This window comes from Micromonospora sp. CA-263727, from assembly GCF_050942455.1.
In the GTDB taxonomy this organism is placed as follows: domain Bacteria; phylum Actinomycetota; class Actinomycetes; order Mycobacteriales; family Micromonosporaceae; genus Micromonospora.
In genome coordinates this window covers 1,110,571-1,123,491 of sequence record NZ_CP192031.1, presented here as the reverse complement: position 1 = coordinate 1,123,491, position 12,921 = coordinate 1,110,571, and the positions used below count along the sequence as shown (strand labels likewise).

The 12,921-nt window shown below is 68.5% G+C and carries 10 protein-coding genes; 2 read left to right on the top strand and 8 right to left on the bottom strand.

What is annotated here, in order from left to right:
* Positions 1-15 precede the first annotated feature (15 nt).
* The 3 genes from ACQPYA_RS05270 to ACQPYA_RS05260 all read right to left on the bottom strand — a co-directional run bounded on the left by ACQPYA_RS05270 (position 16) and on the right by ACQPYA_RS05260 (position 2,476).
* The gene (locus tag ACQPYA_RS05270; RefSeq protein WP_433531512.1) at positions 16-702 is read right to left on the bottom strand and encodes a dienelactone hydrolase family protein; all 687 of its coding nucleotides are present in this window, start codon (positions 700-702) and stop codon (positions 16-18) included.
* Between the two features lie 220 nt (positions 703-922).
* A complete protein-coding gene (locus ACQPYA_RS05265; protein WP_433531511.1) occupies positions 923-1,420 on the bottom strand; it encodes an LppU/SCO3897 family protein in 498 nt (165 codons plus the stop codon).
* A gap of 114 nt (positions 1,421-1,534) precedes the next feature.
* Positions 1,535-2,476 (bottom strand): exopolyphosphatase, encoded by a 942-nt coding sequence (locus ACQPYA_RS05260; protein WP_433533384.1) that lies wholly within the window; start codon positions 2,474-2,476, stop codon positions 1,535-1,537.
* A 241-nt stretch (positions 2,477-2,717) separates the two neighbouring features.
* Between ACQPYA_RS05260 and ACQPYA_RS05255 the strand changes: the two genes are divergently transcribed.
* On the top strand, positions 2,718-2,849 hold the full coding sequence (locus tag ACQPYA_RS05255) for a hypothetical protein (protein WP_433531510.1): 132 nt from the start codon (positions 2,718-2,720) through the stop codon (positions 2,847-2,849).
* A gap of 116 nt (positions 2,850-2,965) precedes the next feature.
* On the opposite strand, the gene ACQPYA_RS05250 is transcribed toward ACQPYA_RS05255, so the two are convergent.
* The 5 genes from ACQPYA_RS05250 to ACQPYA_RS05230 form a co-directional block, all read right to left on the bottom strand.
* Positions 2,966-3,799 carry a sugar phosphate nucleotidyltransferase gene (locus ACQPYA_RS05250; protein ID WP_433531509.1) on the bottom strand — a complete coding sequence of 278 codons (834 nt, stop codon included), beginning with the start codon at positions 3,797-3,799 and terminating at the stop codon, positions 2,966-2,968.
* Between the two features lie 126 nt (positions 3,800-3,925).
* On the bottom strand, positions 3,926-6,097 hold the full coding sequence (locus ACQPYA_RS05245; RefSeq protein WP_433531508.1) for a hypothetical protein: 2,172 nt from the start codon (positions 6,095-6,097) through the stop codon (positions 3,926-3,928).
* Positions 6,094-7,686 (bottom strand): hypothetical protein, encoded by a 1,593-nt coding sequence (locus ACQPYA_RS05240; RefSeq protein WP_433531507.1) that lies wholly within the window; start codon positions 7,684-7,686, stop codon positions 6,094-6,096. The genes ACQPYA_RS05245 and ACQPYA_RS05240 overlap by 4 nt, the downstream gene beginning before the upstream one ends.
* Positions 7,687-7,726: 40 nt before the next feature.
* Positions 7,727-8,737 (bottom strand): Ldh family oxidoreductase, encoded by a 1,011-nt coding sequence (locus ACQPYA_RS05235; RefSeq protein WP_433533383.1) that lies wholly within the window; start codon positions 8,735-8,737, stop codon positions 7,727-7,729.
* A gap of 56 nt (positions 8,738-8,793) precedes the next feature.
* Complete coding sequence (locus ACQPYA_RS05230) at positions 8,794-10,566, bottom strand: glycoside hydrolase family 3 N-terminal domain-containing protein (protein ID WP_433531506.1); 1,773 nt, start codon at positions 10,564-10,566, stop codon at positions 8,794-8,796.
* Positions 10,567-11,988: 1,422 nt separating this feature from the next.
* Here ACQPYA_RS05230 and ACQPYA_RS05225 point away from each other — a divergent pair.
* Positions 11,989-12,822, top strand: coding sequence for a GntR family transcriptional regulator (locus tag ACQPYA_RS05225; protein ID WP_433531505.1), 834 nt, complete (start codon positions 11,989-11,991; stop codon positions 12,820-12,822).
* Positions 12,823-12,921 lie beyond the last annotated feature (99 nt).

Genomic DNA, 12,921 nt, shown 5'->3' with positions numbered 1-12,921 from the left:
GCCGGCGTACGCGGTTCAGCCAAGCTTCGCCCGGAAGAGTTCGAGGGTACGGGCCCAGGCGCTGGTGGCGGCGCGCTGGTCGAACTTCTCCGGCCGGTCCTCGTTGAAGAAGGCGTGCGCGGTGCCCGGGTAGTCGTGCAGCTGGCAGTTGCCGCCGGCGGCCTCGATGGCCTGGCGTACCGCCTGCACCCCCGGGTCGGTGGAGGTGCCGTCCGCCTCCGCGCAGTGCACCAGCGCGTCCTTGCCGGCGTAGTCGCTCCACTCGGCGCGCATACCCTCCCAGGGCAGGCGGGGATAGAAGGCGGCGGTGGCGACGATCCGCTCGGAGAAGCTCGCCGCCCAGAGCGCCAGGCTGGCTCCGGCGCAGAAGCCGGCGCAGCCCACCTTGCCGGCCACCTCGGTACGGCCGGCGAGGTAGTCGGCGGCTGCCGCGATCTCGTGCGCCGCCTCGTCCATCTGCGGCCCGTTCAGCATCTGCCGGGGCTCGCTCGGCCGGCCGGCCGGCTCGCCGTGCCGGAAGTCCGGTGCGAGGGCGACGAAGCCCGCCTCGGCGAACCGGTCCACGACCGACCGGATGTGCGGCACGATGCCCCACCAGTCCTGGATGACGATGACCGCAGGGCTGGCTGTGCCGGTGGCCGGTATCGCGAGATATCCCTCGCCGGTACCCCCACCGCCACGGTAGGTAACCATTTCGCCCATTGGCTCGTCCTCCTAGCGGTCAGTCATCGTTGGCTGGTCGCCCAGTGCTCATACGTGCCGGTAGCCTGCCACGCGGTGACGCCCGCCGGAAGATGCCGGAACAGTGGCATTCACCTCCTGTTCGCGTCGGCCTCGGCGTCAGCCCCGGGCGGGCGCGGCGACGGCGGCGCGGGAGGTGCGCGCCGCCGTCGCCGGTGGTGGGGATGACGCCCGGTCGGCCTCAGGCCTTCTTGGTGAGGCAGAGCAGGTAGCCGGTGCCACTCGGCTTGATGCTGTAGAAGATGTAGCCGTCGTCCTCTTCCTTGAAGTACTGGTTGCAGGCCTCCCCGGAGCTGGCCTGCGCCTCGGTCTGCCCGTCGACCCGGCCGACCACGTTGTACACGGCGGTGGCATCGGTGCAGGCCACCACCTTCGCGCCATCGACCTTGGTCTCCTCCTCGCCGAGGGCCTCGGGCAGTTCGGCGATGCAGTCCCCGGCCTTTGCCTCGGCCGTCTCGTCCTTGTCGGACATGGCGGCGAGACCGAACTTCAGACCACCGACGACCGCGAACGCCACGAGCGCCCCGACGATGCCGAGCAGCTTCTTCTTTCCACCGGACTTCTTCTCCGGCTCAACCGGCTGCGCCGGCTGCACGCCCGCCTCCCCAGCGGGTGCCGGCACGCTCGACGGGGTCTGCGGAGCGTCCGGCGAAGGGGGCGGTGCGACCTGCTCTGACACGGATTTTCCTTCCAGCGGGTGGATGAGCAGACGACACCGTAAGCGATCATCGGCTTCCCCCGTTGCCCCGCCGCCCTCATCCGTTCAGCCAATTCCCAGGCTCGGGGTGTGGCGTCAAGCGGTCGGCGCGAGGCTCCAGGCGATGCCGTCGAGAATGTCGTGCTCCGACGCGACCACCGAGGCCAGGCCCGCCCGCTCCATGATCACGCGGAGCACCAGCGCGCCCGCGCCGATCACGTCGGCCCGGCCGGGATGCATCACCGGGATGGCCAGCCGCTGCTCACGGGTCATCGCCAGCAGCTCGGCGGTCACCTCCGCCACCCGCTCGTAGGAGACCCGGGCGTGGTGGATGCGGCTCGGGTCGTACCCGGTGAGGCCCTGGGCGATCGCGACCACGGTGGTGACCGAACCGGCGAGCCCGACCAGCGTGGCCGCCGCCCGCCCCGGCACGGCCACCAGCGCGCGATCCACGGCCACCGCGATGTCGGCCTGCGCGGCGGCGATCTCGGCCAGACCGGGCGGATCACCGTGCAGGTGCCGCTCGGTCATCCGGACGCAGCCGATGTCCACCGAGATCGCCGCGTCGACCTGGCCGGCCCGGCCGCCGACGACGAACTCGGTCGAGCCGCCGCCGATGTCCACCACCAGGTACGGCGACCGCATCTCGGTGGGCAGCCCGCGCACCGCGCCAATGAAGGAGAGCCGGGCCTCCTCGTCACCGCTGACCACCTCGGGGGCGACGCCCAGGGTCTGCTCCACCATCGCCCGGAAGTCGGCCGCGTTGGCGGCGTCGCGGGTGGCCGAGGTGGCCACCATCCGTACCCGCTCGACGCCCAGCTTCTCGATCTCGGCCGCGTAGTCGGCGAGCGCGACCCGGGTCCGCTCGATCGCCTCCGGCGCCAGCCGGCCGGTGGCGTCCACCCCCTGCCCGAGCCGAACGATCTCCATCCGCCGACTCAGGTCGACCAGCGGCACGGCCACCGGCTCGCCGGCTGGCTCGGGCAGGTCGGCGATCAGCAACCGGATCGAGTTGGTGCCGCAGTCGATGGCGGCCACACGCGTCGTCACGTCGGCACCCTACCGTCCGCTCGGGGCTCGTCAGGTCCGCAGGTGAAACACCGTGGACACGCCCGAGGCGGGATGCATCCCAAACTGCGCCCTGGGTGCGGGCGGCCGTTGCGGCTGACCTGCCGATCGGCGACGTGTCGGTCTGATCGTGGGGTTCGCTTCTGTTGGCCGTGGCGTCGGACCTAGCCAATGTGCGTGCATGTGGTCTTGCAATCGCGAAGGTTCGGTCGTGCGCGCGCAGACCACCGGCCAACTCGTCACCGTCCATGACGCCAGCCGGACACGGTTCGTGCCGTCTTCATTCCCGCGGTGCGGCGGCACCCCGGAAGACTTCCCAAAAGTCAGCGATCACATCGATTGATGTGACGCCGAGTGATGTCGGGGAGGGTTACGGTGGGGCCGGGGGGTGTCGAACCCCGGAGGCGGCGGCCGACTGGTTGATCATTTGGAATGTGTGGACGCGGAAAGGCTCACTGATCAGATTTGTGCTGCCGCGTTGTTTGCGGCAAGCCATCCGTTGATGTTGCCGCAGTCGTAGTAGCTGCCGGTGGTGGGTGATACGAGCATCTCGCGGTCGGCCGCGTATGCCTCGACTACATCGGTGGTCTGGTATTCGCCGGTGATAGGGTTCGGCTTGAGTTGGTCGAGGTATGTGACAAATTCGCCGGGCAGTAGATAGCGGCTTATGTTGATGTAGCAGGTGGGCTTTTGCCAGTCCTGAGGCTTTTCGAGCATCCCGCCGAGGATGTGAGTTGTGGCATCGCGATCGCGAGTAGACAGAACGCCGTATCGGTGGGCTTGTTTTCCGTCGACGGTGGCGGCGGCGAGGGCTGCTGGTGTGCCGGCTTGTTCTCGGCGGGTGATGAGGTCGGCGAGATCGCTGCCGCCGTCAGTGCGGAGTAGGAGGTCGTCGCCGGCCAACAATAGGAAGTCGTCGCGACCGATGAAGTCCCTCGCGACCATGGCGGGTACGGCTGTGCCGTACCGGCTGTCTCGGGGTTGTTCGATGAACGTGAAGTCAGCGAGGTCTTGGAGGCGAGCAGCCGGTTCCCATTTGTCAGCCCATCCCCTGTTGCGGAAGTAGGCTTCCGTATCTGGATCCGGGGAGAAGTAATGGCGAACCTGGCTTCCGGCCTGACCTGGGGCAGTGACGATGGCGATCTCGGTAATGCCGGCCGAGAGACAGTCTTCGACCGCGTACTGCACGACGGGCTTGTTCAGGATGGGCAGCATGCACTTGTTGAGGGTTTTCGCGACGGGGAAAAATCTGCTACCGAATCCCGCGACGGCAATAACGGCTTTGGTAACCACAGGCAGTGTCTTCCCCTTCGCATTTTGGCCCTGTCGGTGGCCAGTGTACGTAGGGGCGAGGTGGGGCGTGGCGCGTCTACCGAAGTCAGCGCTCGTCCCGTCGCTCCGTGCAGGTCCACGTTGCGGTCAGGTGGGGCTTCCGATGGCGTCCTGGCTCGATGTAGCCGGCTTGTCTGCTCGCCGGAGCGGGCGGATCGTGACGGGGATGCCCGCCTGCCGCCGTGCTGCACGTGCGAGGCCCCCGGCGTCGGCGATGAGGTCGAGGGTGGGGGTGGGTCGACGGGCGGGTGTGAACCGGTGGCGGTGGGCTTGCTGGCGGACGTGGGTGAGCATGGCGTCGTAGTCGCGTGGTGTGCCGACGTGGCGGTTGGTCCATTGGTGTAGGGCGCAGATTCCGGTTTCGGTGATGGCCCGTCCGGCGAGGTGGGTGAGGGCCAGTAGTTCGGTGTCGAAGCTGAGGTGTCGGTCGCGGGTGGCGGGGATGATGTCGCGGAGTAGGTCGGCGGGGAAGGCTTTGAAGCCGGCCTGGGGGTCGTTGACGTGGTCGAGGTCGAGTAGTTCGGCGATGGCCTGTTGGTATAGCTGGCTGGTGGGGGTGGGGCCGGTGGGCGGGTAGTAGCCGTGGGCGTCGGGGGTGCGGCGGGAGCCGATTACCGCGCCGGTGTCGGGGGCTGCGGTGAGGGCGTGGAGGAGAAGCCCGAGCTGGTCCAAGGAAAAGGTGAGGTCGGCGTCCGTGTAGGCGAGGGTGGGGTATCCGGCGTCGAGCAGGCGTGCGAGGCCCCACAGGACCGCGCCGCCTTTCGCGGTGTAGTCCGGACCGCTGGTGGGTTGCGCGGCGTTGTCGTCGCTGGTCGCGTCAGCTCGATAGGGGTAGACAGCGGTATGGGTCACCAGTCCAGGGGTGGCCGGGTGGTTGGCCAGGATCCGGCGGAGGTGTAGGGCAGAGTCGCCGGTGGGGCTCTCGTCGACGAAGAGGATGCCGACCCGTGCCTCGGGTGTGGTGTTGATCAGCCAGGCGAGCTGGGCGAGTTTGGCGCGGGCGGCGTCTTGGCCGTGCGGGTTGTCTGGTGAGGGCGGTGTGAGGCGTCGGGTTTCGTCGCGCAGGGGGATGACGATGCCGACGTGGATGGGTTTGGTGGTGTCGATGAGGTGGCTCTTGGAGCGGGCGGCTTTGACGGCGGCCATGAATCCGGTGATGTGCAGGTCGTCTGGCGTGCGGTGGCGGTGGAGTTTGGCTAGGCCGCGGGCGAAGGCGAGCAGGAGGGTGTCGTCGGTGAAGTGGTCGAGGGGGCGAAGGCCGCGGTAGCCGGTGAGCCGGTCGGCGACGGCGTGGAGCAGTTGGCGTCCGGCGGGGTTGGTGGCCCAGCAGTCGGTGGGCGTACCTGGGTGGGTGCGGGCGTGTTGGGCGAGGAGTTGGTAGGCGGTGACGAGGACCCGTTGGTGTGGCTCGTATTCGGCGCCGTCGTTGGTGGTTGCGTTGGCGGCCCATGCCTCTTCCCACGCTTGGGCTCCTGCCGGGTTGCCGGGATCGGGTACGGCGGTGACGGCGGACGTGCTCGTGTGGCCTGCGCGGAGGGAGGTCTGGTGCCGGAGGGCATCTATCGCCGCAGCGGCGGCGGTCAGGTCAGACGCGGTGTGCACGGTAGCTTCCGCGCGGGTGAGAAAGGCTTCGCCGGCCCGGGTGAGGCCGTCGTGCTGGGCGGCGTAGTGATCGAGGATGGCGGCTCGTAGTTCGGTCAGTGGTGCGACGAGCATGGCGTGCCGGGTCCGGGTCACCAGCGGTGCGGCGAGGTCGGCGAACGGGTCTGGTCGTTGCCGGTGGCGGGCGTTGAGGAGAGCCTCGACGGTGGGTAGCCGGTCGGGGGTGAGTCGGTCGCTGGCCAACATGGCGGCGAGGGTTTGCACCAACGTTTCCGGGTTGACGGCGGCGGCGTGTCGGCGGAACCGGTCGGTGGCGATGAATGCGGCGTCGATGGTGTCCGGTCGGTGTTCGAGTGCGGCGATGGTGCGGGCGAATCGGTGGCAGCCGTCGGTGGTGGGAAACAGCAGGGCGCGTAGTCGGCTCGTGCTGGCCTGTAGCTCATGGTGGTGGGCGACCAGGGCGGTGAGGACGTCGAGGGGCAGGGTCGCGCGGGTGTCGAGGATCTGTGCGAGCGCGTTGGCGGTTTCCGGGTCGCCGATGGTGAGCAGGCTGTGGAGCGCTGCGGGGTTGGTGCTGTGTCGGGCGAGGGTGAGCGCGAGGGCTCGATGCTGTGTCACCGGTGCGGGGCGGGTGAGCAGTGGGCTGGCCGGGTTCATCGCGCTATCTCCGCGAGCGTCAGCGTGTGGCTGATCTTGGTTGCGGCCTGGTGCTCGGTGTCGACCGGGTAGAGCAGGTTCTGCCGCAGGAAGGTGCGCTCGAACGGGTTGATGTCGTCGTGGATCGTGACCGCGCCGCCCGCGGTGGTGAACCTGGTGTGTGGCCGCTGCATGCGGGCCAGCAGGTGACGCACCTGCTCGGAGGTCGGCGTGACGGCGGAGGCGCAGACGGCGTGCTGGGTCAGGGGACAGCGCAGGCGGCAGTTCGTCTGCGGCTGGTCGTGGTGGGCGTTGTAGTCGGGCAGGTAGCTGCCCCGTACGACGACCCGTCCGCAGGAGGAGCGCTTGAGCACCGCGGGCCGGTCGGCCTCGGGCACGTCGCGATACACCTCGTCGAAGATGGTCATGATGCGCCGCTCGGTGTCAGGGGTGAGCAGCTTCTTGCCGGGGGTGAAGCTGCCGACGGGTAGCGGTAGGCCGTAGGACATGAACGAGTTGACGTGGTCGTCGGAGAACTTGAGGCCGCCGAGGACGACGACGCGGGCGCCGGCGTCTTTGAAGGTGTGCCAGACGGAACGGATGTGCGTGTCGGTGGTGTTGAGTCCTTCGGCGATCGGCCGGTAGTAGGCCAGTACGTTGAGCCGAGATTGCAGGGCGCGGTGCAGGAAGTCGAGGCGCTTGGCCCGGTTCGGTGGCTCTACGGATTCGGGCATGGCTGCATAGCAGATGTTGATGTCGAGGTCGACGTTGCGCAGCGCCTCCAGCTCGGCGATCTGCTGGTCGGTGAGGCCGTACTTGGTGATGCAGCTGACCCGGTTGGTCAGACCGAGCGCGTCCATGCGCTGTAGGGCGTGCAGGGTTCGGGGCCAGAGCTGCGGGATGAACGCCTCGGAGGTGGACATGTGCAGGCCGACCGGGGTTACGTGCGGAGTGAACCAGGGGTGGGCCAGGAGCCGGTCGACCGCTTCGTCGGCCCCGATGAACTCGATCGGCTTCCACGTGCCGAGGTAGCCGTTGACGGTGTCGCCCTCACGGCGGTAGCAGTAGGCGCACATCAGCGGGCAGCCGATCCCCATGTCGACGCTCATTCCGCCCTTCATCTGGCTGACCAGATAGCTTGTGTTCAACCCGTCGGGACCGGCAGCGCGCTGTGATTCGAGGATCTGCCGCAGCGGCGTCACGGGCTGAAAGCCGGGGTCGAGGTCGGTCTTGAGCGCCAACGGAGCCATAGGGCTGCCGACGAGCCCCGGATACTCAAACGACAGGTGGAGGGCGAACTGGAGCGCGTCGACCTCGACCGGGGCGAGGTGGTGCGTGGCGGTGAGCGGGGTGACGATCCGGCTGGCGGTTCCGAGGAACGGCACCCGCCGCTCGGTCGGCTCGTGCAGCATCCGGTCGTGGATAACGGCAGCGAATGCGCTGTCCAGGTGGCTGCTGACGGTGGGGCCGCCGCCCTGGTGGGCTAGGCGAGCGACCTCGACGGCCAGGTACGGGTCTGTCAGGGGCCGCAGGTCCATCAGCCGGTCGCAGAGACGAGCGCGGACGGCCGGATCGGTGAGCGGACTTCCGGCGGTGGTGCTGCTGGTCATCGATCCTCCAAGACGGTGGGGGTTGTCGGACGACGGCAGGTCAGGTCGTGCCGGTGAGGTGATCGGTGAGCAGGCGAGGATCGACGCCGTGATCGCGTCCGGCGTCGAGCAGCGATTCGAGGTGTGCTGGATCGAGCCGAATGCCGTTGCGCTCGGTCTCGGCTACGGCTGTCCAGGCTCGATCGCCGGGCATCCTCGCTCCGCAGCTGTGCGGGACCGGGCGGGCGGTCCGGATGGTGTGTGCGAGTTGCTCGACCTTGTCGCCGAACTGGTCGGCGACGCCGAGGACGGTCGGCGAGATGGCGATGGTGAGTAAGCCTCGGCCCTCGGCGGAGGGCAGCGCTGATGCGCCGGTGAGTGGTCCGACGAGGACGGCGGCGACCACGGCCAGCGCTGAGCCCTTTTCTCCCAGCGTTCGGAGCACCGCCGCCTGGTGCGGGTCCTGCGTGGGATATCCGTTCCCGTCGTACGCCCAGCCCTCCGGCAGCCGGCGGCCGGCATCGCGGTAGGTGCTGGCCAGCGTGCCCCAGGAGGTTGATGCGGTAGCGCAGTCGGCCAGGACAGGCGGCCGATCGCTGTTCGGGATGGCGATCGCCAGCGGGATCGTGCCGAGGACCGCCTCGTTCGTGCCGTGCGGGGCCGCGGAAGCACTGCCCGTCTGGCCGAGCACGATCGTGACCATGCCGGCCTGCGCTCCCAGCAGGGCGGACGACCCGGCCGCGCCGATATGCCCACACCGGACGGCAGCGACCACCGCTGCCCCTCCGACAGCGGCCAACCGCACCGCCCGTCGTGCCGCGACCGCCGCTGCCCACGGCCCGACCGCACGGTCCGCGTCCAACCGCAGGCACATCCCCGCGCCCTCAACAGCTCGAATTCGCGGTCGCGGATTGAGGCTCCCGTCGGCCAGCTTGGCGAGGTAGGAGGCAGCCTTCCGGGTGCCGTGCGACCGCACGCCCCGCCGGTCCGTGTCCACCTGCATCCGCGCCACTGTCCGCGCAGCCGTCACCGGAAGGCCACGCTGGAGGTAGCAGGCAGTCACGTACTCCATCAGCCTGGCGACCGGCACACGCACCGTCACCGGCGGCGACGCTTCGCCGACCCCGGTCACCGATCTCCCCTTGCCGGAACGGGCAGCGCTCCGGTGGAGTGATGGGCACCGAAGATCGTGCGGACGGCAGCGCGGACGCTGGCCGGGTCGGGACTGTAGGTGGCTATCGCGACGTGAGCCGGTGTGTCGGTCAGGTCGGCGGGGTCGCCTGTGGCGAGGTGGATGACCGGACGGCCTTGCCCGACGAGTGCGCCGATGGTAATCCGGTGGTCGTGGCGGCCGTGACAGGCGTTGTGCGTCGCCACGACCACTGCCTCCCACTTGGCAGCATGGGGAACGCCGGGTGAGGTGTTCGTGTCCACGGTGACGGCCTCGATGCGCGGGTGGAACTCGGTGAGCAAACCGGGCAGGACATAGGGCGTCTGCCACGAGCTGTCCGCACGAAGACCCCGCACCGCGGGCACACGGATGACGCCTAACACACCACCTGGCGGCATCCGGAGCGGCAGAATACGGGCGTTGCCTCTCACCACGGTCACCGCCGCTTGGGCGACACGGAGGCAGACCTGCGATGCCGTGCGACTCGCGGCGCGTAACGCAAGCTCGTCTCCGAGGTCGGCTGGCTGGGCGATGCCGTGTCGCTTGACGAGGGCGTCGACCCGGGCGGCGGAGGAGAGCAGCCGATCACGGGTCAGACGTCCCTGCTGAACCGCCTCCACCACGGCGGCGACGACCGCGGCCCGCCGCACCGCCAGAGCGGTGTTGGAGTGCCGCGCCACGTCGGCAGGCTTACGCCGAGACACCTCCGAATCCACCATCAGCAGATCGGCGCCGGCCTCCAGCGCCCTCACCGCAGCCTCACCGATACCCCCGGCAGCACAGATGAGCGCCGGGATCGAAAGGTTCTCCGTCACAACAACGCCGCCGAACCCGAGCCGATCCCGCAGCAGCCCTCGCACAATCCTCGGGGAGAACACCGCCGGCAGGTCATCGACGTCGGCGACCACGTGGCTGCCCACCATGACCGCGCTGGCTCCGGCCGCGATCGCGGCCTCGAACGGCAACAACGCCCCGCGCGGCAGCCGATCAAGTCTGCCGACCTTGGCGTGCGGGTCAACGTCTACACCACCAAGGCCGGGAAAATGCTTGGCCGTCGCCGCGACCCCCGCGCCCTCCAAGCCGTCCACGAAAGCCGCCGCGAGAGCGGCCACCTGCTCAGGGTCGCTGCCGAAACACCGCGTGCCCAACGCCGGATTCCCGCGACCCAGATACAGGTCGCAGACCGGCGCCAGGTTCCACGTCAGCCCCAGAGCACGTAGCTGACCGCCGATCGCCGCCCCTGCCTCCCGCGCCAACCCGGGGTCCCCCGCAGCGCCGAGCGCCATCGCACCGGGCAACAGGCTCAAGTCCGGCCAGTCCGCCGCGTTGAGTCGCCCTCCTTCCTGGTTGACCGTCAGCGCAAGAGGCTCACCAGCGAGAGCACCAACCAACGCAGCTCGCGCGGCACGACCCGTGGGCACCGCGCCTTTCGACAGCCGACCCACCGGAGCGCCAAACCGCGCCGAGATCCTTCGATCCTCTTCATCACCAAGCAGGCACCGGAATCCCGGGCGAACCAACCTCATCACCAGCGTGGACACCTCACCGCCCGCCACCAGCGGATCAGCCTCGCCCGCCGTGCGCCGGCTGCTGCCCCGAGGACGCATGGTCACGCCAGCGTCCTGGAGCTGCCGATACACCCATCCGTAGGAGCGCCCGGCCTCGGCAGCGATCCACCGGATCGGCCAACCACTCTCATACCGCGCTAGGACATCGCTCGTTGATGTCATGCCGTCATCTCCCGCACTTGCCTGGAACGGATCACTCGGCCGGATGCGTCCGGCGACCGTGCTCAAAAAGCACGCACTGAAACAGCGACGCTGGCGTACCGACGACCTCTTCGTATGCGAGCAGCGCCCCGGTGACGCGATCGAACGTCAGCGTCGAAGTGGACCCCGACCAGGCTCACCGAGACTCCGGGACGGCCAATGATGTCCACGGCCTGACCGTCGAAACGGAGGGCCGGGATGCTGGCCAGAACCTCACGGATCGCTGCCCGCTGGTCCCGGTCAAGGTAGTGAGAGCGGTTGATACTGACGGCCGCGGCCAGCAGAGCGGTCGGCCCGGCCTCCGGCGGCGCGGTGGTACGCAACCGGTCGATCAGCTCGCCCGGGTCGGTCGGAATCGGCTCCGGCACCGCGGGCGGTAGCCGACCGGGCCCATACGTCTCACGCGTCACCACGTCACGCCCCTGACTCGTGACCGGCGGCCGGGATGCCGCTGGTCTCGGCCTGTCCCACCCCGGCTTGCACGAGGATCTTGTCTAGGGCATCGCGCATCGCAACTCCCTGGACCAGGCGCACGTAGTGCGACCGCCGTTCCTCGAAGTTGCCCAGCTCCAAGCGGAGAAAGTCGGTCTGCGGTGGGTCATCAACGAACCGGACGAGTTGGAAGGCCGCCTCGGTCGGGTACCGGCCCGGCCACGGGTTACAGGCGTATCGGTGACCCCAATGGGCCGGTGGGAACGACTCGGGGTGGAATTCGGTTGGGCCTTGGGCACTGCACTCGGCCAGGTTGCACCACGTGGGGTGCTCCAGGAGGTTGGAAAGGGCTGAGGTTGAGTGATCCACTAGCCAGATCCCTTCTCGGTAGATGCAAGATCACGAAGGGTAGTCACGGTTGGCCGCAGGGAAGGCCGTGCGGACCGGAAGGGCAGCGCCGACGCCTTCGAGATCGGCATCCGAAGTGGCGCGGGGGGTGACGTATCGCGGCAGGAGCGTGTCAACGCCGGTTCCACCGCCTGGACGCCGATAAGTCGCGAGTACTGCGAGGCGAGAGCCGGCGTCGATGATGCCTGGACACCACTGCGCGTCGCAGGGCGGCCAGACCCAAACCAGATCACCAGGGCGGTAGGCGGAGGCAGCAACATCTTCTATCGCGCGTTGATCAGGATGGATAGCTGGGCCAGACATCACTTGATCAGCCGCTCGCGAGATGGCGGACGCCCGCTCCGACGGCAGGCTGGTGCGGGGCCGTGTGACAGGCGGTGTTACAGCCTGCTGCCCGTGACCAGGCCCTCGGGGGTCGTGGACAATGTTCATGGGCCGTGCTCCTCCCAAGGTCAGCGACCCGACTGGCGAAGCCCGGTGTTCAGAGCGCCGGGCTTCGTCCCGCTCCGAACAACCCTTTAGGATTGTCCCGGGACACTGCTAGTGTCACGCCACAAGCCGGGGGAGTCAACAACTCTCCCGGGACTCTTTGGGAGGCTGGCCTTGAGAGCGAGCAGAAGTGGTGAGATTGCGGGCGATCTTCGCAATCAGATCCAATCGGGTAGATACCAGCCGGGTGACCGGCTCCCGAGACTGGCCGATCTCATGACCATCTACGAGACCCGGTCGCGATCGGCGCTTGACCGTGCACTACGTGAGCTGGTCGCCGAGGGTTTACTCACCGTGGTCCACGGTTCCGGGATCTACGTTCGCAGTCGCCAGGTGGTGCGCCGCGACCTGATCGCTGGGCTACGGATGGAGTACGAGGCTGCACGACAGGGCGCGTCGATGCAGGCGGGTCTGTTCGAGGCGATCACCGGCGCTGACGCAAAGGTCGAGGTGTCCTATGACGTCGCCTTCGCGTCGGAGCGGGTCGCGCGGCTGCTCGACATCGATCTGAACCACCGGCTGCTGGTCAGGTCTTTCCGATACGTGGTCGATGGGACACCGCACCAGGTAGCGCGGTCGTACATGCCAGCGGAGACGGCCGCGCGAATCGGGCTGAAGAGTCCTGATGACGAGCGTCCTGGCCTCGGCACTCTCGCCCACCTGATCAACGGGGGAATCGCGGTCGACCGGGCGAGTCTCGCTTTTGAGTCTCGTGTTCCCACTGCGGCAGAGGTCAGCGATCTCGCCATCCCCGGCGGCACCTCGGTCTTCGAGCACTGGAGAGTGCTGTACCGGGCGTGCGAGCCCGTTGAGGTATCCACCGCAGTCGTGCCCGGTGACCGGGTGGCCTACGAGATCGACGTCAAGCTCTCCGGGGATGCACGGTGAGTCCTGCCCTCTGGTCGTGGATTGCCGCTGCTGCCTCAATGGCTGGCCTCTGGATCGGCGGCATCAACCCCCGCGCTGGATGGATCTACGGCATAGCTA

Excerpts from the sequence above, each read along its gene's own strand:
- ACQPYA_RS05270 (WP_433531512.1), bottom strand. The coding sequence starts at position 702 with ATGGGCGAAATGGTTACCTACCGTGGCGGTGGGGGTACCGGCGAGGGA.
- ACQPYA_RS05245 (WP_433531508.1), bottom strand. The coding sequence starts at position 6,097 with ATGAACCCGGCCAGCCCACTGCTCACCCGCCCCGCACCGGTGACACAG.
- ACQPYA_RS05240 (WP_433531507.1), bottom strand. The coding sequence starts at position 7,686 with ATGACCAGCAGCACCACCGCCGGAAGTCCGCTCACCGATCCGGCCGTC.
- ACQPYA_RS05235 (WP_433533383.1), bottom strand. The coding sequence starts at position 8,737 with ATGGAGTACGTGACTGCCTGCTACCTCCAGCGTGGCCTTCCGGTGACG.
- ACQPYA_RS05230 (WP_433531506.1), bottom strand. The coding sequence starts at position 10,566 with ATGACATCAACGAGCGATGTCCTAGCGCGGTATGAGAGTGGTTGGCCG.